This window comes from Streptomyces sp. NPDC002324, assembly GCF_053593335.1.
Map to the genome: position 1 here is coordinate 21,481 of NZ_JBSFCF010000039.1, position 22,925 is coordinate 44,405.

Below are 22,925 nucleotides of genomic sequence, written 5' to 3' on the forward strand. Positions count from 1 at the left end.
CCCCGACAGGCCGGTACCACGCCCGGCCTGTCGGGGAGCCCTCGCGGCGGAAGCGGCTTCCCCCGCCGGGTCGGAGGCGGAGAACACGGAGGCAGTGGATCATCCCCCTCCCGCTCTCCGGTAACGTCGGGGTATGAGTCATCCGCATCCCGACCTGAAAGCCGCCCCGCCCCTTCCCGAAGGAGGACTGCGGGTCACCGCCTTGGGCGGCCTGGGTGAGATCGGCCGCAACATGACGGTCTTCGAGCACCTTGGCAAACTGCTCATCGTCGACTGTGGCGTGCTGTTCCCCGAGGAGAACCAGCCCGGCGTGGACGTGATCCTGCCGGACTTCACTTCGATCCGGAACCGGCTGGACGACATCGTCGCCGTCGTCCTCACCCACGGGCACGAGGACCACATCGGTGCCGTGCCGTACCTGCTGCGCGAGCGGTCCGACATTCCCCTCGTCGGCTCCAAGCTGACGCTGGCGTTCGTGGAGGCCAAGCTCAAGGAGCACGGCATCCGCCCGCGCACGGTACGGGTACGGGAGGGCGACCGGCGTCGCTTCGGGCCCTTCGACTGCGAGTTCGTGGCGGTCAACCACTCCATCCCGGACAGTCTCGCGGTCGCGATCCGCACCGGCGCCGGGATGGTGCTGCACACCGGCGACTTCAAGATGGACCAGTTCCCGCTCGACGACCGCATCACCGATCTGCGCGCCTTCGCCCGGCTCGGCGAGGAGGGTGTGGACCTGTTCCTCACCGACTCCACCAACGCCGAAGTGCCCGGCTTCACCACCTCCGAGCGTGAGCTGAACCCGGCGATCGAGCAGGTGATGCGCACCGCGCCGCGCCGTGTCATCGTCTCCAGCTTTGCCAGTCACGTGCACCGCATCCAGCAGGTTCTGGACGCCGCCCACCAGCACGGCCGCAAGGTTGCCTTCGTGGGCCGGTCCATGGTCCGCAACATGGGCATCGCCCGTGACCTCGGCTATCTGAAGGTCCCCTCCGGTCTGGTCGTGAGCACGAAGGAGCTGGAGAAGCTCCCGGACCACAAGATCACCATGGTGTGCACCGGCTCCCAGGGCGAACCGATGGCCGCGCTGTCACGCATGGCCAACCGCGACCACATGATCCGCATCGGCAAGGGCGACACCGTCCTGCTCGCCAGCTCGCTCATCCCGGGCAACGAGAACGCCATCTACCGGGTGATCAACGGGCTCACCCGGTGGGGCGCCCACGTGGTCCACAAGGGCAACGCCAAGGTGCACGTCTCCGGGCACGCCAGTGCCGGCGAACTCGTCTACTGCTACAACATCGTCAAGCCCCGGCACGTCATGCCCGTACACGGCGAATGGCGTCATCTGCGGGCCAACGGCGATCTCGCCATCCGGACCGGCGTCGATCCCGACCGGGTCGTCATCGCCGAGGACGGCGTCGTCGTCGACCTCGTCGACGGGCGCGCGTCGATCACCGGCAAGGTGCCCGCGGGCAACGTCTACGTGGACGGCATGGAAGTGGGCGGGGCCACCGAGGCCTCCCTCAAGGACCGTCTCACGCTCGCGGAGGAAGGCGTGGTCACGGTGGTGGCGATCGTCGACGCGGACACCGGTGCTCTCGCCGAGGCGCCCGACTTCCTGGCCCGCGGCTTCGTCCACGACGACACCACCTTCGAGCCGGTCATCCCCGTGATCGAGAAGACCCTGGCCACCGCGGCCGAGGAGGGCGTCGGGGACGCCCGCCAGCTCGAACAGCTCCTCGCCCGCGCCGTGGCGAACTGGGCGTTCCGCACCCACCGCCGCAAGCCCCTCATCATCCCCGTCATCATCGACGCCTGAGCACGCACAGGATCAGGGGCCGCGACAGCCATCGCTGCGCGGCCCCTGATCTGTTGGTACGGAGCCGATGCCCCGGACGACGTCGGCCGGTCGGGCCGGGAGGTCAGGCCGGGGTGATGTTCTCGGCCTGCGGGCCCTTCTGGCCCTGGGTGACGTCGAACGTCACGCTCTGGCCCTCCTGGAGCTCACGGTAGCCCGAGGAGTTGATCGCGGAGTAGTGCGCGAAGACATCCGGGCCGCCGCCGTCCTGGGCGATGAAGCCGAAGCCCTTCTCCGCGTTGAACCACTTCACAGTTCCCGTTGCCATGTCTGATGCCTTCCGGTCGATGAACGCCTCCCACTCCATGTGGAAGACGGAGGTGATCGCCCTGGTCCCTGCGGCACAGCACAGCAAAACGCCTACGCCGAGAAGGCGCAGGCAGGAAGTAATTCCGAACCACGACAGCTGACGCTGACGCTACACGTCCACACGCCGCGTCACCATAGGAAGCGATCACGCCACACCCGGAGACCGTGCGCGCGGTGCCCTCCGCCGCGGACGGGCGCATCGTCGTCATCGAGTCGGACGTACGAGTCGTGTGGTGTCGTCGCACTTCGCCGTGGACACGTGGAGGGGCCCCGATGCCTGTGGCACCAGGGCCCCGAAGGAACCGCTACACCATCCGCCGGTCCTGATGCACCGGCGCTCTGTTTCCGCGGACCCGACCTGCTTGCTGTCGGGGGCGCGGGGATCGCGGCTGCCTGACCGAAGATGAGGTTGCGTGTCCCCCGCTGAAGCATGTCTCGCGGGCCGGAATCGATGCCGCCGGCGGCCCGGTCAGGAGCCGGCGTGCCGCCGCAGCAGGGATCGGGACGCTGTGTCCCCGCGGCGCCCACGCGCGCCGCACTCGCCTCACGCGGTGGCGTGCGCACGCGTTCACCGGCGTCGAACGAGCCGACAGTTTCATCGTCGATCCGCACAAATGGCTTTTCGCGCCCTACGACTGCTGCGCACTCCTCTACCGGAACCCGGCCTCGGCGCGCGCCGCGCACAGTCAGTCGGCGCACTATCTCGACGCCATCGACCGCGGTGCCCACAATCCGGCGGACCTGGCCCTGCACCTGAGCCGCCGTGCACGCGGACTGGTGACCATCGAGCCCGAGCTGTCCGTCGTCCTCTTCGAACGGCCCGGTTGGAGCCCGCGGGACTACGCGGACTGGTCGGCGCGGGCCGCCGAGGCGGGCACCATCCTGTGCGTGCCCACACAGTGGAACGGCACCACCGTCCTGCGTCTGGCCTTCGTCAACCCGGACACCGATGCCGACGACGTCATCCGCACGCTCGAGACACTGCGCTAGCTGTCAGCGGCTTCCGGTTGGATGAGCGCGTGACTGTTCATGACATGGCTCGCCAGTTCCCCTCCCTCGCCGGTCTGCGACGCCTGTGCCGCTCACTGGCGATGCTCGATGCGATCCTGAGCCCGGACCGGGACGGCCGTACCACTCCTTCGACGCCGGCTGGGCCGAGGGCGAGGAGATTGCCTCGATGCACGAGCCGTGGCCGGGTGTGGTCGACGACGTCCCGGAGGTCTTCAGGGCCTACGTCGAGGAGCCGGCGTTCACCGACGAGGACGACGTACCCGTCGTGACGGCCTGCCTGTGGCGGAGCGCGGCGGACGATCGGTGGCAGCACGGCACGATCGACTTCCCTGTGGGCGCCGCCGACCCCGACGGATCGGCGGGGCTGTTCGCGCTCCTGGTCGACCGTACGCCCGAGGCGTACCAGCGTTTCGCCGAGGATCACTTCGAGGTTCCCGTGGATCTGGAAGCGGTCCGCCAGGTGTATGCCCTGCGACCGCTGAGCCGGCCACTCGTGTCGGCGCTGAACCCGGCGCGCACACTCGCGGACCGTGGGCCGAGGATGTAGCGGAGATCGACTATCCGCAGCTGGGAGCGGACGCGTACCCCCTTGCTTCACCTATCGAAATTCGATAGATTCCCATCGTAACTCGATGGGAGGACAGACCATGGGAAAGCTGACCGTGGGTGCGCTGCGCGCCGTGCTCGTGGTGGTGCTCGTCGGCACCGTGTTCGTGCAGGTGTCGATGGTGTGGACGCTGGTCAGCGGGAACGACCCGGAGGACGGCTCGCTCCCGCTGACCCCGCTGCGCGTGATCACGATCCTGGGCATGGTGGCCGCCCAGGTCGTCCTGGTCTGCGTGTGGCGCCTGGTGACGATGGTGCGACGCGGGACCGTCTTCTCCGACGCCGCTTTCCGGTACGTCGACGCCGTGATCGGCGCGATCGTGGCGGCCGCGCTCATGTGGTTCGCGGTCACGGCCCTCAACGCGCCGGGCCAGCGCGACGACCCGGGCGTCACCGTCATCATGGCCGGGATCGGCGTGGCCATCCTCGGTGTCGCGCTCCTCGTGCTCCTGCTGCGGATGCTGCTCGCCCAGGCCGTCGCGCGCGACGTCGCGGCGACGCGGATGCAGGCCGAGCTGGACGAGGTGATCTGATGCCGATCACCGTCGACATCGACGTGATGCTGGCCAGGCGGAAGATGTCCGTGGGCGAACTCGCGGACCGCGTAGGGATCACGCCCGCCAACCTGGCGGTGCTCAAGAACGGCCGCGCCAAGGCCGTGCGCTTCGCGACACTCGCCGCACTGTGCGAGGTACTCGACTGCCAGCCGGGCGACCTGCTGCGCTGGGAGGCCGAGGACACCGCGAGCGGATGACGTACCCGCCGGGGGGCGGGCGTGGAAGCGCCCGCCCCCATCGCCGAGACATCAGAAGTCAGGAGTCAGGAGTCAGGAGTCAGAGAGTGCCGGGCGGGCGGCTCGGGGGCGTCGGCGTCATCGCAGCTCGGGCCTCGCTCGGGGTGAGGCCGAATCGGGAGCGGAAGAGTCGGGCGAAGTGGGCCTGGCTGGAGAACCCCCACCGGTGGGCGACGTCGGCGATCGTGGTCTCCTCCGCCCCGGGCCCGGTGAGTTCCCGGTGCGCCCCGGTCAGGCGCCGTTCCGTGATGTGCCGTGCCGGAGACCTGCCGGTCGGCTCGAAGATCCGCCCCAGGTGCCGTACCGAGATGCCCATGACCCCGGCCACCTGTGCGCTCGCCAGAGCGGGGTCGTGCAGATGCCGGTCGATGTAGTCCTGCGCCACGATGAGCTGCGAGCGGCGGCCTTCCGCCACCGGCCGCCCTCCCGTGCGCTCGTCGGCGAGTCGCCCGAGCAGGTCCAGCACCGCTCCCTCGGCGTCGGCGGGGACGTCCGGCCCGCCGGGCAGTGCGGCCACCCTGCCGAGCAGAGCGCCCAGCGCGGCCACGAGCGCGCCCTCACGCGCCGTGTGCCGCCCGAACAGCATCGGGCCGGGCAGCCCGCTTCCCGCGCACACCTCGGCGAACAGATGACGCGGCACGTCCACGAGGATCTGCCGCATGGCGGAGGAGAATCCGAACAGATAGGGCCTGCGCGTGTCGTAGAGGCACAGCTCGCCCGCCGTGACCGCGAGGCAGCCGTTCTCGTGCAGGAACACCGCCTCCCCCCTGAGCAACAGGGTCGCGAACACCGAGTCCTTGGGCGCCGACCGGACCGTCCGCGGACTGCGCTCGATGGCGTGGGCGTTGCCGGTGATCTCGGCGAGCCGCAGACCGCCCAGCTCGATGTTGGTCTGGCTGGCCAGCAGGCCCTGCTCGGAATAGGAGGTGCAGGACAGGCCCACCAGCGCCCTGCGGTTGTAGTCCTCCCAGTAGTGGATGCGTTCGGCGGGTGCGATGTGCTCGGTGGTGGCACGGGAGATCACGGAGTGCGCGGACATGTGACCTCCTGGTGTCGCCATGCTCGTCGGGGGCTCAGCGTAGGGGACCGTCACACGGCCAGGTAGCCCCGTCCCCGGGGCGACCTCGCCCGTGAGTTACGTCGCGCGGACGACCGTCGGCATGATGGCCGGCATGGATGTCGTGAGGGACCTGTGGTCCAAGGAGTTTCTGTCAGCCATGGCGGGTGTCGTCGTCGGCGGGCTCGTCACCTTCTTCGTGGCGATGTACCAGGCCCGGAAGTCCCTGGAGGCCCTGCGGATCCAGGGTGAGGAAGCCCGCAGGCTCGCCAAGGAGGACAGGGAGGCGATCCACGCCCGGGAGGCCGGGATGCTGATCATGGACCTTCTGCCGGCCCAACGCTCGGGCCTGAAGGAGCACGGAACCGAGGAGGACTGGCAGGAGGAACAGGGCCCGGTGATCGACCGCATCCGGTCGTACACCCGCATCCTCCCCGAGGGGAGACACCGCACGCTCCTCCTGGACCTCTTGACGGACCTGAAGCGCAGACGCCCCGAGGGCTGTCACGAGGTCGCGTTCAAGAACGACAAGGTGAAGGTGGCCAACGCCGCCCTGGTCGTGATCGGTTCGCACATGAACGGTGAGGACGTGACGGGCGGTGCCCAGCTGGTCGAGATACGACGTGCGTGGGACAGGGCCGCCGAGGAGGCCCACAACCGGATGATCGAGGCGATGGAGAACGAGCCTCCCCCGGACGACTGGGAGGACGACGCCGGTCCGCGTCAGAACAGCCCGTCGCCCTCCTCCTGAGCCTCGACAGCTCCCGGCGGCAAGTCGGCCCCGGCGTCCGCGCGTTCGGCCGGGCCTCCGCGTGCGGGCGCCTCAGGGAGCCGCCAGCCCGTTGTCGGGGGTCAGCCCGGCGAGCTTGTCGGGGTTGACCTGGAACCGCAGGTTCCGGATACGGCCGTCGACGAGGTCGAAGGTGAGGGCGCCGACGGTGGTCCCGTCGAGGGTGGCGAGCACACCGAGTTCGCCGTTGATGACGGTCGGCTCCATGACCAGAGCGGCCAGTTCGGGCTTGGCCAGGAATCCCACGAGCCAGCGCGCGACGCGGTCGACGCCGCCCACGGGTCGGCGTGCGGCGGTGACCTTGCCGCCGCCGTCGGACCAGGCGGTGATCTCGGGGGCGAGCAGCTCCATGACGGCGTTCAGGTCGCCGCCCGCGCACGCCTTCAGGAACTGGGTGGTCACCTGTCGGCGTCGGGCCGGGTCGGCGTCGAAGCGGGGACGGCGGTCCTGTACGTGCCGGCGGGCGCGGTGGGCGATCTGGCGGACCGCCGGTTCGGGGCGGCCGAGGGTCTCGGCGATCTCCGCGTGTGAGTAGCCGAAGACCTCGCGGAGCAGGAAGACCGCGCGTTCGACGGGACTGAGGGTTTCCAGGACGACCATCATCGCGGTGGAGATGGTGTCGGCCAGTTCGCTCTCCACGGCGATGTCGGGAGAGGTCAGCAGGGGCTCGGGGAGCCAGGGGCCGACGTAGGTCTCGCGGGTGGCCCGTGCGGAGGTGAGACGGTTCAACGAGAGGTTGGTGACCGTGCGCACCAGGTACGCCTTGGGGTGGCGGACCGCGTCACGGTCCGCGCTGTTCCAGCTCAGCCAGGTGTCCTGGAGGACATCCTCGGCGTCCGTCACACTGCCCAGCATGCGGTAGGCGGTGGCGAACAGCAGTCGGCGGTGCTCGGTGTACGGGTCCCTCTCGGCCCTGGCGTCGATCACCGGTGCATGCTGTCAGCGCCCAGATCCGGTCGCAAGGCCACGACCACGACGCCGGCGGCCGGGCCCGTCATACCGCGGGGTCGCGGGTGGCGCGACCGCCCCTGGAGACGACGGTGGTGACGTTCATGCGCTTGCTCAGCCGGTACGTCGTGAGCGGGCTGCCGCTGACCATCTCCTTGTAGGCGACGGCGCCCCGGCCTGTGAGGTGGATGCGGCGGGGAGTTTCGTCGGCCCTGGTGAACTGGATGACCGCGTCCCGGCGGCCGAGGCTGACCGGCTGGTGGAAGTAGCCGAAGCGGAACGGCTTGACGGCCCGGCCGCGCACCAGCCGTGCGATGGTGTCGGCGGTGTACTGGGCGGTGGGCAGACCGCTCTGGCAGGTGCCGTGGAGCTGTCCCCAGGCCAGGCGTACGGCGGCCGCGTCGCCGATGGCGTGGATCTCCGGGTGGGACACCGACCGCAGGGTGGCGTCGACCAGGACGAGGCCGCGGTCGTCCGTGGCGATCCCGGCGTCGGCGGCGAGCGCCGGCACCTTGACGCCGGTGGTCCACAGACAGGCGTCGGAGCGGACGAGTCGGCCGTCGTCCAGCCCGACGGCGTCGGGGAGCACCTTGGTGACACGGGCGCCGGTCTCCAGGGTGACGCCGAGCCGGTCCAAGGCGCGGTACAGGTAGGCGCGGGCCTTGGCGCCCATCATGCTGCCGGGCTCGTCGAGGCTGATCAGCGTGACGCGCAGGCCGGGGTGGCTCTCGGCGATCTCGGTGGCGGCCTCGATGCCGGTCAGGCCGCCGCCGCAGACGGTGACCGTGCCGCCGGAGGCGGCGACCTCGGTGAGGCGTGCGGCGAACCGGCCGGCGATCTCCGGGTTGTCGAGGGTGAACGCGTGGGCGTCGACGCCCGGGACCGTGCCGGTGTCGGTGGAGCTGCCCAGCGCGTAGACGAGCGTGTCGTATCCGAGGGTCTCGGCGCCGTCGAGGGTGATCCGCCGGGCCTCGGGGGCGATGGCCGTGACCGTGCCCTGGACGAACGAGACGTCGGTCCCGGTGAGCAGGTCGGGGATCCGGTGCTCGGCCAAATCCTGCCCGGCGGCGATCTGGTGCATCCGCAGCCGCTCGACGAACCGGCTCGACGCGTTGACCAGGGTGATCTTCACCCCGGCCCGGCGGGTGCGGCGGGCCAGCCGGATCGCGCTGAACATGCCCGTGTAGCCGGCGCCGAGGACGACGATGTGATGGCCCTTGCTCATCTCGGTCTCCCAAGGTCGGGCACCGGCTTCGGTGCCGGTGACGCCCATGGGACAGGCGACCCGCGCCGGACGTGACGGGTCACCAATGTGAGCCACATCACACTAGATGATCCGACCGTCGGTGCCCACACACGGCGAGGCCCACCGGCCCACGAACTCACCACTCACCGCTCACCGAGGGCCCGGCCGGAGGCTGGCAGCCGAGGTCGGGGCGCAGGCCCAGGGCGCCCTCGAAGCCGAGGAAGGTGCCAGTGCGGCCGCAGCCCGCCTGGATGCCGTCGACCATCACCAACTCGCCCACATAGTCGGCCAGTTCACGGATGCGGGCCAGCCAGGCGTCCGAGGCCGCGTGGAGGCCGCCCTCCCCCCGTCTCCAGCGGGATCGCGGCGGGCGGGGGATGTCGGAGCCGGGGGCGAGCGCTTGCTCCAGGGCTGCAAGACCCCGACGTGCAGGCGGCGGCCGTCCTGGTCCACCGCGACGCCCCGTCCGACGCCGCGGGCGCCCGCATCGACGCCCGCGTCGTCCTGACGGGAGGCGACCCTCACGCGGTACGCGAGCGGGCCGCGGGCATCCCGTCGAGTACATGTTCCCCGTCACGGTCACCGCGCTGGACACACTCCCGCTCACCGCCCACGGCAAGCTCGGCGCGGCGAAGCTCCGCGCCTTCCGTCCTGCGAGCCCGCGAGAAATGGCGGACCCGGCCCGGCGGACAACACCGACGACGACCTCACCACCAGCCTGACCGCCATCTGGAGCGAGATACCGGGCGTGCCGTCGGCCGTGACGACGACTTCTTCGAACTCGGCGGCAACACCCTCTTCGCGGTCCGCATCGGCGCCGCCCTGCGCTCGCGCGGCCTGCCGTCCCTACGGCTGCGGGAGCTGTACCGGCACCCGACGATCCGCGGCACGGTCGAAAGCCTCACGTCCCCGCCCCTGTGACCCGGCCCCACGCACGCTATCGGGGCGTCCGGAGCCGCGCTCGCGTCGAGCCGTGTTTGGGCGCCCCCCTGAGGGCTACTTGCCGTAGTGACACCGAGGTCCGAGCGGTCAGGGAGTGATGAACGGTGGCACGAGACCAGAAGGCCAAGGCGAAGAAGGAAGAGGTCAAGGGCAAGGCCAAGGAAGCGACGGGCCGCGCCCTGGGCAACGAGAAGATGGAGGCCGAAGGCCGCGGCGGCCAGGCGAAGGGCGACGCCCGCCAGGCCAAGGAGAAGACGAAGGACATCTTCCGGCACTGACGGACGGCACCCCCTGGACGGACCCCCGCCGACCCGCGGGGGTCCGTCGGCTGCTCCCTGCCCGCCCCGTGCCTCGGTAGGCGCAGGCAGAACGGCAACGCCGTAGCGGCTGTGTCAGGTGGCGGTGGGCCAGGTCCGCAGCAGAGCGGCGATCTTCCCGGCCGTACAGGCGGGGTCGAGGAGCAGATCCTTCAGGGCGACGGCATCCTCGCGGGTCGGCTTGACGGTCGTCCCGGCCGCTTCGAGGTACATGACACCGGTGGCGGCGGCGACAGCCATGTTGGAACGCTCCAGCCAGCGGCACCGGCCGAGGGTGTGCACCAGGGCGGCGGCCTTGGCGTAGCGGCCGTCGTAGACCGGCTGCTCGAACAGCTCGGCCCGGTGGCGGGCCACCGCCGAGATCGGGACGCCGTAGTCGTCAGGCGCCGGATCGTTCGCCCCGGCAGCCTCGGCGACCTGCAGAATCCAGGGAACGTCGATATGCAGGTCCATCAGGCGGCGCGTGCTCCCCGAGGCGTCTGCTGCGCTTCCTCGGCGTCGTCGAAGACCGCCTGGTGTTCGGCCAGGAAGCGGGCGGCCGCCTCCACTCCACGGGCCCGCAGACCACTGGCGTCCTCCTGCACCAGCCGGGCGAGATAGTCCCCGATGCTCAACCCCAGGTCGGCGGCACGCCTCTTCGCGAGATCCGCCACATCCTCATCCACCCGCGCGCCCAGCTGCTTCTTCGCCATATCGGCATGGTAACAGCTGTTACCGTGATGCGGCCGGGAAGGCGGTGATCAGGGCGGCGGACACGCGGCACCCGGCCTACCGGACACGCTCGGTCCGGGCGACCGGCCCTCCCGGCGGCAACTCCCCCACCCCGACTGCCACTTCGTACGCTCACTTCGGGGTTGTGCCGGGCGGGAAAGCGCGTGGCATGCTGTGGCTGATCGTGATGGGGGTGGATGCGATGACCGATACGTCGCTGACGCACAAGCAGGCGCTCGCCGCGGTGATCCAGGCGCTGGGGGGCACGTGGGACACGCAGCGCGCCGCGTTGGCTCTGCGGGTCGCCGGGCATGAACCGAAGGACCGGGAGGCCGCGGAGAAGGCGGCCCGCACCCATCTCCGCGCCTTGGCCGAGGACGGAGTCATCGTGCGACCGGACCCGGGAGAGGCCGTGTATCGCCTCCCGTGACCGTCGCGGTGCGAGCCCCGCCGTCCGCTCCCGTCCCGGACACGTTCTGCCGCCTGGTCCCGCCCCGTACACGGCCCCCACCCTCGACTGCGTCACGCGCTCCGGCGAGGATCCTGACGGCCGGTGCGAACGGCGGGGCCCACCCGGATCGGACGACCCTCAGCACCGCCCTCGCAGTGACCACCTTCCAGTACGTCAGCGGACGTTGGGCACGACAGCGGGGACCGCGACGGGTCGGAGCGCCATCAGCGGCCCTTCCTGTGCGGCGGTCATGGCGAACGGGAACCTGTCGAGTTCCAGGCAGAGATCGACATCGTCCGGGTGCCACCCGCTCCGCAGGCCACCGGCGAGGTCCGCCGCGGCACGGGACGTCCTCGCGCGGGAGAGGTAGGGAGCCGCCTCGACATCACCTCCGGCCACACGTCGACCGATGTACTCGGCGCAGGCCAGGTCCTCGTCGGCCCGGCCACCGTCACCGGTGACCACGAAGGTCACCGGGCCCGCGTCCCTGGCCTGCAGAAATCGTGCGGTCGGGCCGGCCACGACGAAGCTCGCGCACAGGACCAGCGGCGCGTTCGCGACGGCCAGCGCGCCCACGGTTCCAGCGGTCGTCTTCTGTACCAGTGTGCGGCCTGTGAAGTCGCGTGACCTGAGCAGGCCGGGCGAGTTGACCGCGTCGAAGCCCTCTGCCGGCGGCCCGTCCTTCAAGGCCAGCCAGCCCGGGTGGGCTTCCTTCAGCGCGAGCGCCTCGCTCTCCGTCGAGGCCAGGACGATCTTCTCCACACCACGCGAGAAGGCCCAGGCCGCCACGGTGAAAGCGCGCATGACGTCGATGACGACCGCGACGCGGGGAACGCCGGTCAACTCCGGGATGCCGACGAAGTGATGATCCATCGCACCATTCTGCCGCCTTCGGATCGCCCGACGGCGCGCTCGGCCGGTGCGCGGCCATTCCGCCCGACGGACCGCGTTCTTCCCGCCGCGCGGAGGTCGGTCGGGCCACGGACTCTAACGCCACGGATCGGTGATCTCCCTCAGCAGAAGCAGGGCCTCCCGCAGCTGCTTCATCCGCCGCCCGCCCAGGTGCTCCTCCCACTCCTTCTCCACCTCGGCGACCACCGCGTCGGCGACTTCCTTGGCCGCCCGGGCCTTGGCCGCGCCACACACCAGGCGGGCCCGCTTGTCGGTCGGATCGGCGACGCGGGTGACGTAGCCCGCCTTCTCCAACTGGTCGACGAGGAAGCCCGCGGTCTGTTTCGTGATCTGGGCCTGCTCGGCCAGCTCGGTGAGGCGGGTGCCGTGAGGGCCGATGCGCTGCATGACCCGGGCCTGGGCCGGCGTGAAGTCGTCGAACCCGGCCTCTGCCAGAGCGGCGAAGACCCGGTTCTCCAGGGCTCGGTACGGCAGGAACAGGAGTACGCCCGTGGTGGGCTCGTCGCCCGTCACCATCGTCGGCTCACCTCCGACAGCATCGTCGACACCCACCCGCTCCTTCTTGACATTGGTCAGACTCACTGACTACTTTAGTCAGAGAAGCTTACCACTTGAGTGGGTGATGACCGTGGGTGCGGCACTGGAGACCGACGAGCTCTGGCGGATCGTCGACGAGGAACGGGCGAGCCTGGCCGACCTTCTGGAGAGCCTGAGCCCCGAGGAGTGGGAGACGCGCACCCGGTGCGGGGACTGGCGAGTGCGGGACGTGGCCGCACATCTGACCATCGCGGCGCTTCTCGTACGGACAGGTCGTACGGGAGATACTCCGGGCCCGCGGGAACTGGAACCGCCTCATCCACGACTCGGCCGTACGCGAGGCGGCGCTGCCCGTGACCGAGATCGTCGGGAATCTCCGCTCGATCGTCGGCTCCCGCCGCCTGGCACCCACCACCTCTCCTCGCGAGCCGCTCATCGACCTCCTCGTCCACGGCCAGGACATCGCACTGACACTCGACCGAACGCGGGAGATGCCCCCGGTCGCCGCCCGTGACGCCGCCGACCGTGTGTGGACCATGCGCATGCCGCCCCGCCCCTGGCCCCTGCCCAAGGCCCGGCTCGTCGCCACCGACATCGAGTGGACGCGCGGTGACGGCCAGGAGGTCCGCGGTCCGATCGCGGCCCTGCTCCTGCTGCTCACCGGCCGCCCGGAGGCGGCCGGGGTGTGGGCCGAGCGCGCTGGAGTGTCATGGATGGGGAGCCCGACCCCGTGAACACCTCGTCCATCGTCCCTTGTCGGACCAGGCATGCCGGGTGGCGGTGACGGGGCGCTGGTGCGTGACCGGTTGCCGGGGCGGCTCGGTGACTCAGGCAGTCCTCTGGACGGAAGCGATCCTCCTCGGAGCGGAACGGTGTGCGGGTTCACCCGCGGCAGCGGTCCTATGACGCCACAACCACAGGGACGTCACGGAGAACAGCCCGCTGAAGACCACCAGCAGGACCACCGCCACCCACATGGGCCGACTGCCGGAATGCTCCCACCCCTCCCAAGCCGCCAATGCCGCCCACAGACATACGGCCGCCGCGTAGAAGGCGCGGATCCGGCGCAGCTGTCGCACGGCCCGCACGGGCAGGAGGTGATCATTCGTCGGTGCCATGCCGCCCGTGTACCCCCATCCCTCGCCGATTCACCGGCCCTGCACCACAAGAAATTCCGGCGCCTCTTCTCCTGACCATGCGCGCCTCTTCCGCATGCCGAAGGGGGACGCGAAAGGCCCACGACATCCGCGGGGGCAGACGGCGGGGTGGGAGCGAGACGCCGTCGCGCCTGGCTCCCACCCCGGTCGACGATCCGTCAGCGTCTGCGGCCGGACCAGCCACTCCCGATTCCCGCGACGTGCAGGGCCAGGAGCATCAGGCCGATCAGCATGACGTTCGTGGAGGAGAAGACGTCGTTCGTCGTGATCTCGGCGGCGTTGATCAGGAAGGCGAAGAAGAACAGTACTGCCGCGGCGATACCCAGCATGGAGCGGTTCCTTTCGTATGGGTGAGGTCCGTGTGCCCCCGTATCGACGCGACAGACATCGGACTGTCCACGGCACTTCGCCGCCATCTCCCGTCCATGTCCTCTGCGTTGGCCGGTGTCACGCGCCGGCTCAGGCCGATGCGGTGAGGCGTCGCAGTGCGGCGTGGGCGGGTGGGCCCCAGGTCACCTTGCCGCCGGGACGGCCTTGGAGACCGGCGTGTCCGATATGGATGCCGCCGAGGGCGCGCAGGACCGCCCAGCCGCGAGCGCGGCGCAGGGTCGCGGGGTCCGGGTTCGGCAGGTAGGTCTTGTGGAAGAGGTCGACGGCGCCGTCCGGCAGCAGGCTCCAGGCGGCGGAGAGGTCGCAGGCCGGGTCGCCGGCGAAGAGATCGCCGAAGTCGATCACACCACAGAAGGTTCCGTTCCTGGTCACGATGTTGGCCGGGTGCAGGTCGCCGTGGAGCCAGAGTCTCGGGCCCGTCCACTCGGGTGCGGCCGCGGCGTCCTCCCAGACCGCGCGGACGGCGTCCGGGTCGCGGATGAGCCCCAGCTCGGTGGCCGAGGTGAGCCCTTGGATGAGGCGGTCGGCGGTGTCGGCGAGCGGGCCACCGCGGTCCCGGCCGGTGGGCGCTCCGTCGTGGGCGGGGCGGTGGAGGGCGGTGAGGAAGTGGGCCAGGGTGACGGCCGCCTCCTCGGTGCGCGTGGCGGGGGCGTGGTCGGCGGGTTCGCCGGGCACCCAGGTGGTGACGAGCCAGGGCCGGGGAAACCGTTCGGAGGGCTCACCGAGGCGCTGTGGCACGGGGATGGGCAGAGGCAGATGCGGGGCGAGGGCGGGCAGCCACGCGTGCTCCTTGTACAGGAGCGCATCCGCGGACTCCGTCGCCCAGGGCAGTCGGACCGCGAGGTCGTCGCCGAGCCGCCACACCTGGTTGTCCCAGCCACGCGCTCCGAGCTTCAGGGGCAGATCCGCCAGATCGGGGTACTGCTCGCGCAGCAGATCCCGGATCAGGTCCTCGGTGATGTCCAACTCCGTGACTGTCATGTGGGCCAACGGTAGCCGGGGTTGGGGTCTGTCCACCGGCCGAGGAAGCCGCCCGCCGCCGCACCCTCGTCGTCTTCAGGCGGTCGAGCGTCGTCCACGGTGGTACGTGGCCGTCTGGCGGAGGCCACCCTGGTGGTCCGAGGTGCGCCCGGCGCACGGTATGGCCCGGGCACGGTACCTGTCTGTACAGGATCGCGGGGCGGCGAACGTGACCTGCCGCCCCGCGACCTGGTGCCCTGCTCGTTGCGACCCGCCCGCCGTCAGTCGCGCTTCGGCATGGGCGCGTCCTGTGCTTCGCGCATGCGCTCAGGCGTCCAGTGGTCCCGGACCTTCTCCGGGTCCTGCCGTACCTCGTTGACCGTGCTTCCCGGCTCCGGCTGCGACTCGGAGTCCGAGGCGCTGGCCGCGGTGCGCCAGGCCGCCACCGCCACGACGACGGCGAGGAGGCCGGCGGCTACCGCCCAGCGGCTCAGGCTACTGCGACGCATGGAAGGGTCTCCTTGTCCTGTGCCCGATCTCCGGTCTCCCACGACCGGTGGCCGGTGTTCGGGTCCGTCAGGTGACGTTGCCCTGGGCGTCGTACATCGCCTTGACCGCGTCGTCGAAGTAGGCGGCCTCGTTCCAGCCGGTCGAAGTGACGGTACTCATCACCCCGTTGACCGATCCGAGACCGTTGGAGTCGTTGAACTCCCGAAGCCACGGGCCGCCGCTGGAGCCGCCGCCGAAGTTGCACTGCAGCTCGATGCCGCCGTCACCGGCCGCCCGTGTGGTGCCCGTGCACGCCCACTGGAGTTCCCCGCTGTCGAAGTTCCCGGGGTAGCCCATGATGGTGATGGGCTGCGTGCGCGAGAAGTTCCAGCTCATCCCGTGTCCGCCGGTGACGTTGACGATCTTGTTGCCGTTGAGCGGCCAGGTGGTCACCATGGCGACGTCACGCCGGAGATCGCTGCTGTCGATCCAGGCGTTGAACGTACGTATCTGCTTGGCGGCGAAAGTGCCGAACGGACGGGCTCCGGAGCGGTAGCGCGGCACATAGACCCAGTTTGTCATCCATGTGCCGCCACTGCCGCCGTGGACGCAGTGCCCGGCCGTGACGACCATCTGTTTGGATCCGCTGTTGAGCGCACTCGCCGAACACGCGTAGGTGCCGCCGTTGCTGGGGTTGGTGAAGAACACCTTGCCCACCGCGGCGGATTCATTGATACGCACGGATGCGGTGTGCGTGCGCGCGGGGGCGGACGGAATCGTTCCGGGCGTGCCGGTGGGCCCGGCCGGCTTGGCGAGGTCCTTACGCGACGAGGTGGCCACGTTGTCGAGCGAGACGGCCTTAGCCATCCGTTCCGGTGTCCAGTAGCGCGCCAGTGCCGCGGCGTCCTTCGCCGAGTCGACGGGGGCCCCGTTCGACAGCCGCGCGGTCCGGTCGACGCTGGTCGTGTCGTTCCCGGCGGCGGTGAGGGCACCTGCGCCGCTCTCGGCTCCGGCCCGGCCCGGGGCGGGCGCCGCCTCGGCCGTTCCGGCACCGATCAGGGCGAGTACGGTGGCCGCGGCCAGCGGAAGTATGGAGTGTCTGAGACTGCGCACGAACTTCTCCCTCGATAGTCGTTGGAGTGCGTATTTCTGACGGCATGACCGATCAGGGTGCGGAGCACAGCGAACCTAGGCGGGGCGAGAACGCGCGAAACAGCCTCAGATCAGCCGCTCTGTTCTGCGCTTTCCGGGTCCTTCCTTTTCGGCCGGTCCGAATCACCGCTTGTTTCGCGGGACTGTCCGTCGTGCGCGCCGGCCCGGCACCTGTCGTGGCCATCTCCCCGCGGGCAGCAGTGGGGGCCGGCTTCACTCCGAGTCCGGCCGATATCAGTGGGTGAGACGGCCGCCGTGCCCGCGGCTGTCGCGAACCGGCCGCGCACGGGGGTACGCCTGGACAGCCGCGCCGGGCATATCTGGCGGGTCCATGCCATCGACAGGAGGAGCGGGAGCGCCGGCGGTCGCGTGTGTTCAGTCGGCGGTACGCCGGAACCAGCCCCGAGAGGGAGGCCGTCCGGTCAGCCCCTCCTGGCACTCCGGCATCGTTTCGCTGTTTCTGCTGATCAGGTGTCTGCTTCTACGCGCAGTGAGTTGATGCGATGTCGCAACTTGGGATGGCTGGAGTCTCGATAGTCGTGGATCGGGCGCCGCTGAGCCTCAGAGGGCCCACCGCGGCTTGATGCCGACGGTGACCGCAGATGTGGCATTCATGGCCGCCCACGGCCTCCGCCTGTGCCCGCCTGCCTCCGTGCGGACAGGTTCTCGCGGAGGCAGGCAGCCGCCCGCAAAGCCCCCGAGACGCCAACAGCCCGACGCCCTACGCCCCCAGGACCACCTCAGGTCAGGTCAGGTCCAGGTCGGCGTGCACCAGATTGTGGTCCGAGGACTCGGAGAGCTCCACCCGTTGCCCCAGCGGGGAGATGCCCCGCAGGAAGATGTAGTCGAACTTGCTCTGCCAGTCGGTGGTGAGCCCGCAGGCCCCCGTGGACGGGGGTCTGCAGGCGGAGTCCGCGTCCGTGGCCACTTCCCACATCGGGGCGATTTCGGCGGAGTCCGGCACCGCGTTGAAGTCGCCGAGAACGATCGCGCGGTCGTACCGGGCGACGTCCGCGGCGAGCACCTCGATCTGGTCCGCCCGGACCGCCTCCTGGCGCCGCTGGGCGAGGTGCGTGTTGAAGACCCGCACCGGCCGGCCGCCCACTGTCGCGGTGACCGCCGTGTATCCCCGGTCCTCCGACCCGCCGTCCGGGTACTCCACGCCGACCCGGTCCGTCAGCGGCGCCGCCGAGAGAATGGCCTGCCCGAAGCCTCCCGGACTCCACGGCACTCCCCCGCACCGGCTCCAACTCCGCAGAACCGAGCCGTACTCGACGTGATAGACCAGCCCGTGGAAAGTCTCCAGATACTCCCGGATCCTCTCCACGTCACGCACGCACGCCTCCTGCAGGCCGATGACCTGGGGCGCCACCGCGGCGATCTCGGCGGCCCGGTCGACGTTGCTCTCGTCGCAGGGGTTGCAGATGTTCCACGTCATGACACGGTTCGGGTCGACATCCTTGACGGCGTCCACGGGCAGTGACCTGGCGAACAGGGCATCGCCCGGTGCGCTGGGGCCCACGAGCGCCACGCAGGCCACCACCACGGCAGCCGCGAACAGCCGCGTGCCCCTTCCGAACACCGTCGCCTCCTCGATGTGGGTCCCGTGGCATCCGACGTCTCCACGTTCACGCACGAGGGTAGGGGACGAAGCTGTCAACACTCATGCTCGTGGGCGCGGGCTCGACAGCCCGTTCAGGCGGCGCGGCGACTCCTGGAGCGGCGGATGAGGCCTCGACGTCGCGCGTGGCGGATCCGCAACCGTCCGAACCCCATCGCCCCGGAGATCCGGATCGTCGGCCCAACGGCGTCGGCGCGCCGCGGAGTTCTGTAGCGCGAGTCCTTCCAGCCGGTGCGCAGACCCTCGATGTCGACGACCGCGTCGCGAGGTACCGTGATCCGGGCCCCGCCGGTACCGAGTCGCAGCTCGATGTCGATCACCGCGTGCTCGATGACGGCCCTCGACAGATCCAGTCGCACCTTCGCGCATGCGGACTCGACCTTCAGGAACCGCGGTACCCGCCATCCGCCCCCTCGCCGGATCCGTCCACTCGCGGCGGCAATCGTGGACGATACCGCCCCCTTCGCTTCCGGGAGGGAGGCCAGGACCGAGACGAGTTCGCCCCGCGTCGCCACCGTCAGTACCCGGTGCAGCCGTTCGTCCAGATCGTCGTGCGCGATGTGCCCCTCGGCGTACGCCTCCTGCACGCGCCGCACGGCGGTGTCGCGGTCCTCGTCGCTGACCGGTGGCGTCCGGTCCTCCGGCAGAGCGGTCACCGTCGCACTCTACTGCCGCCCGTCGCCCTGCCGACGACGCGAACGCGCCAAGGTCTCCAGTGGGCGCGCGCCACGGGCCCCGGCAGTATCCAGGGGGCGTCCGCCGCTGCGCCCGGTTGCGGAGGACGGTCCCGGGCAGGCGTTGTTCAGGTGGTGGGTCGGGAGTGCACGCTCACGGCGTAGCCACAGCCGTCCTCGTAGGGGTCGCCGCTCCACGTCGCGTGACGCTGCCGCAGGGTGAGTCCGGCCTCGGCGCACCAGTGGTCGAACTCCCGCACTGTCAGGGGCGGTTCGGCCAGCGGCAGGTGTGCCGCATCCAGTCCCATGCCCGTGACCAGTAGCCCACCGGGGCGCAGCGCGGCGGCCAACTGGCGGACGACGGCCGGTTCGGTGCCGGGGGCCAGGAGGGGGATGACGTTTCCGGCGGCGAGCACCAGGTCGAAGTCCGGCTTCAGGCCGAGGAGGCCGAGGTGGGCCAGGTCGCCGAGGAGCCACTCCTGAGCGGGGGCGTTGCGGCGGGCGACGGCGAGCATCGAGGGGTCCACGTCCACTCCGACGCACTCGTGGCCCAGCTCGGCGAGCCGGATCGCGATCCGGCCGGTGCCGCAGCCGGCGTCGAGTACCCGGGCCGGAGCCTCCAGCAGTTCGGCGCAGAAGGTCGCCTCACCGTGGACGTCGTGGCCCGACTCGGTGAGCCGAGCGAAGCGCCGGGCGTACTCCTCACCGGCTTGTCCGCCGGTCAGTTCCGCCCAACGGTCGCGTTCCCCGGTCATGTGCAGCGCGCCTTCCGGTCGGCTCGGAGTCGGCCTCACCCGACGGAGCGGAGATGAGGACAGTGCCCTCGCAGCTTATGCCGCCGCCTGGGCGTCCGCGGGAAGCGGACGCGGAACGTGGCTCCCGCAGGGGCGGAACAGAAGCCGGTCAACCCGGCAACCACGCTCCACTCCGTCGGAGAGGACGAACTGGCGGCCGAAGCGGCCACGGTCGACGTCGTCCCAGGAACGCGTCTCCCCGGTCGGAGCGCGTGCCCCGACCGGGGAGGCGAGGGCAGCGCTGGACCTCTCCGGGACGGTTTCGCGACAGGGGCGCGCGGCCGGGCGGGACCCCGGGTGATCTCCGCCGGGCCGCGGTGGCGATACTGGTATGCGCACATGTGCCCCTGCTCTCCGATGGACTCATGCCGACTTCCTCAGCTCGTCCCACGACTCCTTCCACGGTGTGGCCGGCTCGCGGCCGCCACGTCGGGCCCGACGCGGAGGACGTACTCCGCCGCACCCTGCGCCGGCTCAAGGACAGCCAGGTCATCGACGACTTCCTGGAGGTGCCCGACGCCGACGGCGACTCCCCGGAGCGGGTCTTCGAGACTCGGTGGCGGGTGGCCGACGAGGTGACCGTACGCGCCCGGCTCAGCCTCGCGGCCGATCTGGGCTCCGGGCGGGAGTGGACCCTGCTCGCGGAGGCGGAACAGCCGTGGGACCCGGCGTGGCCGTCCCCCGTCACCCGTTTCTGGCCGGAGTACGGCGACTGGGACCACGACGCCGCCACAGGTCTGTCGCTGAGCAGGATCAACGCCCTGCCCGAGGACGACAAGGACGTACGGCGTGTGCTCAGGGACTCCGGGCGCAGCGGTTGGGGCGTGCATGTCGTCGTGCACGAGGCCATGACCACGGACGAGCGCGGCCGGCTGCCCCTGGCACGATGGCTGCCGCCGAGCCTGCGTCACCGGATCGTCGAGCACCGGGCCGCGCCGCATCAGCTGCGGGTCGTGAACTGGGCGCTGCGGGAGTTCGACGTGGAGGTGCCGCGCGGTGGTGCGGCGGTGCTGCCCGGGGCCCCGGCCCCGTCCGGGTACGACGCGGAGGACTTCACCGTACGGACGGTGTTCCTGGACGGTTCCGAGCCGGTCGACCTCGTGGCGGCGGTGACGCGGTTCGACACCCTGCTCCGGCCGTTGCCGGACGGTGCCGATGACGCCCTCACCGCGCTGCGCAAGGACTGGCACCTTCTCACGCTGGAGGAGGAGCTCGTGCGGGAACGGCAGCGGGTCGCCGCGTACGCCGAGGCGCTGAAGGCCATGACGGAGTCCCGGGACCTGTACCGGGAGGCGACCGAGCGTGCCCACGAGGCGCTCGCCGCCTATCGCGAGGCCGCCGAGGCCGCTCCCGCCGCGCTGCCGCCGTCCGGGGCGCCGGCGACGTCCGCGTTCCGGCAACTGACGCGCACACTGGAGCGTTTCAAGGGCGGCGCCTGGACCCTGCGCCCCGCCGCCCGGCCCCAGGACCGGGAGAACCAGGGCCAGAAGAACGGGGAGAACGAGGGCCGGGGAATCACGGACACCCCGCCGGCCGGCCCCGAGCACTGACCGGTCGGCGCCGTTGGACCGACCTGGGGCACCGGGCCGGCCCACGCCTCACCCTCGGTGTCCCGTACGCCCGCGCACCCTTGCGGGGCAGGGCGGTTCACTCGGTCGTGGGATGTCAGGCTCCCCGTCGCGGCCCCTCGCGACGGGGCCGGGGATGCTCACCGGGCCGCGAGCACGGCCTCCAACTGCCCGAGCGGGTCCTCGCCCACGAGGCGCAGGACGACCGTGTCCGCGCTGGCCGCCGCGAGTTCGCGGATGCCGTCGGCGGCCCGCGCGGCGTCGCCGGAGACGGTGAAGACCTCCTCCTGGGGGCGACCCAGCCAGGCTCCGTGGCCCTCTGTGTGGGGGTGGAGGGTGCGGGCCACCTCGTCGGGGTCGTCACCGACGCACGCGAAGGCAAAGACGGTCAGGGTGTGGTCCCCGGCGGCGCCCTTGGAGGTCAGCTCGCGGATCTGTTCGAGATCGCGCGGACCATGGCCCTCGGCGATCAGAGTGCCGTCGGCGACCCGGCCGGACAGTTCGAGGGAACGGGGGCGCACCACACCCGCGACGACCGGCGGCACCTCGGTCGGCGGATGCACCAACTTGACTCCGTCAAGCCGTACTTCACGTCCCGTCAGCTCGACCCGCTCACCGCGCAGCAGGGCGCGCACGGAGGTGATCGTCTCCTCCAGGAGGGCCAGCGGGGAGCGGGGAGCGGCGCCGACCTGGACCATCCACTCCCGCACGCCGTGCCCGATGCCGGCGACCAGCCGCCCGGGGAACACCCGGGCCAGCGTGGCGAGTTCCATCGCCAGCAGGGCCGGGCTGCGCAGCGGGGCCGGGGCGATGCCGATGCCCACCCGCAGGCGCTCCGTCGCGCCCAGGGCGACGGCCGCCGCCGACACGCCCCCGTTCCAGCCGAGGTCCTCCACCACCCACAGGTCGTCCACACCGAGCGCCTCGGCCCGCCGCGCGAACTCGGGCAGTTCCTCCGGGGCCCACTCGCGGTCGTGCATCACACCGATCCGTACGTTCGTCATACGAGGGAACCTACGCGGCGGACGACGAGTGGATCAACGGCGTACACCGCCTGACCGCGTCGGCCGAGTGCCCGGGAACCGGCTCCCGGGGCACGGTTGTCGTCAAGGGCGGGCGACCGTCGATCGGCGGCCTCGCGCAGCGCCTTGTCGATCTCGCCGAGGGCGCTGGTCAGCCGGGTGTACCACCCCCGTCGGCCTCGGACAGGTCCTGGCCGCCGGCCGGCGAGCGGCGCTGAACCGGGCACGGCTCGTCGACACCTTCGAGCACGTGGCGCTACGTGGCGTTTACCAACAGCCCGAGCGGGGCATCGTCAGCTACTTCCCCACCGTCGAACCGGCCGCACTCACCGGCATCGACAGGGCTTCCGCCCGTATCCTCGCCGACGGCATGACCGGCCCCGACCCCGTCTTCCTGAGCACCCCCAAGGCCGACCGCGGGGCGTTCACCGCACGGCACCCCGAGATCACCGCCGACGCCGAAGGAGCCCGCATCCTGCGCAGCGTCCTGATGGAGCCGGAGTCCGAGCACCACGTCGAGGACCTGCACAAGCGCGTCGAGCACCTCGCCCGGTCCGCCCACTGACTCCAGCCCGCCGACCACACGGTTCCGGGCGCCATGGACGCATCG

At 70.9% G+C, this 22,925-nt stretch carries 29 protein-coding genes and 2 pseudogenes; 14 read left to right on the plus strand and 17 right to left on the minus strand.

Annotated elements, in window-relative coordinates; all coding sequences use genetic code 11:
- Positions 1-133: 133 nt before the first annotated feature.
- Positions 134-1,819: a ribonuclease J gene (locus ACWCRJ_RS35580; RefSeq protein ID WP_450943151.1), complete on the plus strand. Its 1,686-nt coding sequence runs from the start codon at positions 134-136 to the stop codon at positions 1,817-1,819.
- A 103-nt stretch (positions 1,820-1,922) separates the two neighbouring features.
- Here the strand turns inward: ACWCRJ_RS35580 and ACWCRJ_RS35585 are convergent, their stop codons facing one another.
- Positions 1,923-2,126, minus strand: a complete 204-nt coding sequence (locus ACWCRJ_RS35585; RefSeq protein ID WP_028796778.1) for a cold-shock protein — start codon at positions 2,124-2,126, stop codon at positions 1,923-1,925.
- Positions 2,127-2,674: 548 nt separating this feature from the next.
- On the opposite strand from ACWCRJ_RS35585, the pseudogene ACWCRJ_RS35590 reads away from it, so the two are divergent.
- The 5 genes and pseudogenes from ACWCRJ_RS35590 to ACWCRJ_RS35610 all read left to right on the plus strand — a co-directional run.
- Positions 2,675-2,926, plus strand: a pseudogene (locus ACWCRJ_RS35590) (pyridoxal-dependent decarboxylase); the annotation flags it as partial.
- 18 nt (positions 2,927-2,944) lie between these two features.
- A complete protein-coding gene (locus ACWCRJ_RS35595) occupies positions 2,945-3,157 on the plus strand; it encodes a hypothetical protein (protein WP_450943152.1) in 213 nt (70 codons plus the stop codon).
- 187 nt (positions 3,158-3,344) lie between these two features.
- A complete protein-coding gene (locus ACWCRJ_RS35600; RefSeq protein WP_450943153.1) occupies positions 3,345-3,725 on the plus strand; it encodes a hypothetical protein in 381 nt (126 codons plus the stop codon).
- 100 nt (positions 3,726-3,825) lie between these two features.
- Entirely contained in the window at positions 3,826-4,317 is a 492-nt protein-coding gene (locus ACWCRJ_RS35605) for a DUF2975 domain-containing protein (protein WP_450943154.1), read from the plus strand.
- Complete coding sequence (locus ACWCRJ_RS35610; RefSeq protein WP_046915733.1) at positions 4,317-4,538, plus strand: helix-turn-helix domain-containing protein; 222 nt, start codon at positions 4,317-4,319, stop codon at positions 4,536-4,538. Before ACWCRJ_RS35605 ends, ACWCRJ_RS35610 begins: the two co-directional genes overlap by 1 nt.
- 79 nt (positions 4,539-4,617) lie before the next feature.
- On the opposite strand, the gene ACWCRJ_RS35615 is transcribed toward ACWCRJ_RS35610, so the two are convergent.
- Complete coding sequence (locus ACWCRJ_RS35615) at positions 4,618-5,616, minus strand: helix-turn-helix domain-containing protein (protein ID WP_450943155.1); 999 nt, start codon at positions 5,614-5,616, stop codon at positions 4,618-4,620.
- Positions 5,617-5,749: 133 nt separating this feature from the next.
- Here ACWCRJ_RS35615 and ACWCRJ_RS35620 point away from each other — a divergent pair, with 133 nt between their 5' ends.
- Positions 5,750-6,385 carry a hypothetical protein gene (locus tag ACWCRJ_RS35620; RefSeq protein ID WP_450943156.1) on the plus strand — a complete coding sequence of 212 codons (636 nt, stop codon included), beginning with the start codon at positions 5,750-5,752 and terminating at the stop codon, positions 6,383-6,385.
- Positions 6,386-6,457: 72 nt separating this feature from the next.
- Here the strand turns inward: ACWCRJ_RS35620 and ACWCRJ_RS35625 are convergent, their stop codons facing one another.
- The 3 genes from ACWCRJ_RS35625 to ACWCRJ_RS35635 form a co-directional block, all read right to left on the minus strand.
- Positions 6,458-7,351 (minus strand): RNA polymerase sigma-70 factor, encoded by an 894-nt coding sequence (locus tag ACWCRJ_RS35625; RefSeq protein ID WP_450943157.1) that lies wholly within the window; start codon positions 7,349-7,351, stop codon positions 6,458-6,460.
- Between the two features lie 67 nt (positions 7,352-7,418).
- Positions 7,419-8,597 (minus strand): NAD(P)/FAD-dependent oxidoreductase, encoded by a 1,179-nt coding sequence (locus ACWCRJ_RS35630; RefSeq protein ID WP_450943158.1) that lies wholly within the window; start codon positions 8,595-8,597, stop codon positions 7,419-7,421.
- Positions 8,598-8,754: 157 nt separating this feature from the next.
- A complete protein-coding gene (locus ACWCRJ_RS35635; RefSeq protein WP_450943212.1) occupies positions 8,755-9,027 on the minus strand; it encodes an aminotransferase class III-fold pyridoxal phosphate-dependent enzyme in 273 nt (90 codons plus the stop codon).
- Positions 9,028-9,044: 17 nt separating this feature from the next.
- Here ACWCRJ_RS35635 and ACWCRJ_RS35640 point away from each other — a divergent pair, with 17 nt between their 5' ends.
- Positions 9,045-9,539: a phosphopantetheine-binding protein gene (locus tag ACWCRJ_RS35640; RefSeq protein ID WP_450943159.1), complete on the plus strand. Its 495-nt coding sequence runs from the start codon at positions 9,045-9,047 to the stop codon at positions 9,537-9,539.
- 125 nt (positions 9,540-9,664) lie between these two features.
- Positions 9,665-9,838 carry a CsbD family protein gene (locus ACWCRJ_RS35645; protein WP_450943160.1) on the plus strand — a complete coding sequence of 58 codons (174 nt, stop codon included), beginning with the start codon at positions 9,665-9,667 and terminating at the stop codon, positions 9,836-9,838.
- A gap of 114 nt (positions 9,839-9,952) precedes the next feature.
- On the opposite strand, the gene ACWCRJ_RS35650 is transcribed toward ACWCRJ_RS35645, so the two are convergent.
- Together ACWCRJ_RS35650 and ACWCRJ_RS35655 are read right to left on the minus strand one after the other, a co-directional pair.
- Positions 9,953-10,330: a hypothetical protein gene (locus ACWCRJ_RS35650; protein ID WP_005473972.1), complete on the minus strand. Its 378-nt coding sequence runs from the start codon at positions 10,328-10,330 to the stop codon at positions 9,953-9,955.
- Positions 10,330-10,569, minus strand: a complete 240-nt coding sequence (locus tag ACWCRJ_RS35655) for a hypothetical protein (protein ID WP_450943161.1) — start codon at positions 10,567-10,569, stop codon at positions 10,330-10,332. Before ACWCRJ_RS35655 ends, ACWCRJ_RS35650 begins: the two co-directional genes overlap by 1 nt.
- Positions 10,570-10,757: 188 nt before the next feature.
- On the opposite strand from ACWCRJ_RS35655, the gene ACWCRJ_RS35660 reads away from it, so the two are divergent.
- Positions 10,758-11,018: a hypothetical protein gene (locus ACWCRJ_RS35660; protein ID WP_450943162.1), complete on the plus strand. Its 261-nt coding sequence runs from the start codon at positions 10,758-10,760 to the stop codon at positions 11,016-11,018.
- A 195-nt stretch (positions 11,019-11,213) separates the two neighbouring features.
- Here ACWCRJ_RS35660 and ACWCRJ_RS35665 read toward each other — a convergent pair whose 3' ends face one another.
- Together ACWCRJ_RS35665 and ACWCRJ_RS35670 are read right to left on the minus strand one after the other, a co-directional pair.
- Entirely contained in the window at positions 11,214-11,912 is a 699-nt protein-coding gene (locus ACWCRJ_RS35665) for a 2-phosphosulfolactate phosphatase (protein WP_450943163.1), read from the minus strand.
- Between the two features lie 114 nt (positions 11,913-12,026).
- Entirely contained in the window at positions 12,027-12,467 is a 441-nt protein-coding gene (locus ACWCRJ_RS35670; RefSeq protein WP_450943213.1) for a MarR family winged helix-turn-helix transcriptional regulator, read from the minus strand.
- 106 nt (positions 12,468-12,573) lie between these two features.
- On the opposite strand from ACWCRJ_RS35670, the pseudogene ACWCRJ_RS35675 reads away from it, so the two are divergent.
- Positions 12,574-12,789 (plus strand): annotated as a pseudogene (locus tag ACWCRJ_RS35675) (maleylpyruvate isomerase N-terminal domain-containing protein); the annotation flags it as partial.
- A gap of 52 nt (positions 12,790-12,841) precedes the next feature.
- A complete protein-coding gene (locus ACWCRJ_RS35680) occupies positions 12,842-13,222 on the plus strand; it encodes a hypothetical protein (protein WP_450943214.1) in 381 nt (126 codons plus the stop codon).
- Between the two features lie 581 nt (positions 13,223-13,803).
- Here ACWCRJ_RS35680 and ACWCRJ_RS35685 read toward each other — a convergent pair.
- The 7 genes from ACWCRJ_RS35685 to ACWCRJ_RS35715 form a co-directional block, all read right to left on the minus strand.
- Entirely contained in the window at positions 13,804-13,974 is a 171-nt protein-coding gene (locus ACWCRJ_RS35685; protein ID WP_450943164.1) for a hypothetical protein, read from the minus strand.
- Positions 13,975-14,104: 130 nt separating this feature from the next.
- Positions 14,105-15,016, minus strand: a complete 912-nt coding sequence (locus tag ACWCRJ_RS35690) for an aminoglycoside phosphotransferase family protein (RefSeq protein WP_450943165.1) — start codon at positions 15,014-15,016, stop codon at positions 14,105-14,107.
- Positions 15,017-15,276: 260 nt separating this feature from the next.
- A complete protein-coding gene (locus ACWCRJ_RS35695) occupies positions 15,277-15,504 on the minus strand; it encodes a hypothetical protein (protein WP_450943166.1) in 228 nt (75 codons plus the stop codon).
- 67 nt (positions 15,505-15,571) lie between these two features.
- Positions 15,572-16,597, minus strand: coding sequence for a trypsin-like serine peptidase (locus ACWCRJ_RS35700; protein WP_450943167.1), 1,026 nt, complete (start codon positions 16,595-16,597; stop codon positions 15,572-15,574).
- 784 nt (positions 16,598-17,381) lie between these two features.
- Positions 17,382-18,272 (minus strand): endonuclease/exonuclease/phosphatase family protein, encoded by an 891-nt coding sequence (locus ACWCRJ_RS35705; RefSeq protein ID WP_450943168.1) that lies wholly within the window; start codon positions 18,270-18,272, stop codon positions 17,382-17,384.
- A gap of 59 nt (positions 18,273-18,331) precedes the next feature.
- Positions 18,332-18,913, minus strand: coding sequence for a DUF1707 SHOCT-like domain-containing protein (locus tag ACWCRJ_RS35710; RefSeq protein ID WP_450943169.1), 582 nt, complete (start codon positions 18,911-18,913; stop codon positions 18,332-18,334).
- A gap of 146 nt (positions 18,914-19,059) precedes the next feature.
- On the minus strand, positions 19,060-19,686 hold the full coding sequence (locus tag ACWCRJ_RS35715; RefSeq protein ID WP_450943170.1) for a class I SAM-dependent methyltransferase: 627 nt from the start codon (positions 19,684-19,686) through the stop codon (positions 19,060-19,062).
- 404 nt (positions 19,687-20,090) lie between these two features.
- On the opposite strand from ACWCRJ_RS35715, the gene ACWCRJ_RS35720 reads away from it, so the two are divergent.
- A complete protein-coding gene (locus ACWCRJ_RS35720; protein WP_450943171.1) occupies positions 20,091-21,275 on the plus strand; it encodes a hypothetical protein in 1,185 nt (394 codons plus the stop codon).
- 158 nt (positions 21,276-21,433) lie between these two features.
- Here ACWCRJ_RS35720 and ACWCRJ_RS35725 read toward each other — a convergent pair whose 3' ends face one another.
- Positions 21,434-22,297, minus strand: coding sequence for an LLM class flavin-dependent oxidoreductase (locus ACWCRJ_RS35725; RefSeq protein WP_450943172.1), 864 nt, complete (start codon positions 22,295-22,297; stop codon positions 21,434-21,436).
- Between the two features lie 268 nt (positions 22,298-22,565).
- On the opposite strand from ACWCRJ_RS35725, the gene ACWCRJ_RS35730 reads away from it, so the two are divergent.
- On the plus strand, positions 22,566-22,880 hold the full coding sequence (locus ACWCRJ_RS35730) for a hypothetical protein (protein ID WP_450943173.1): 315 nt from the start codon (positions 22,566-22,568) through the stop codon (positions 22,878-22,880).
- Positions 22,881-22,925: the final 45 nt, after the last annotated feature.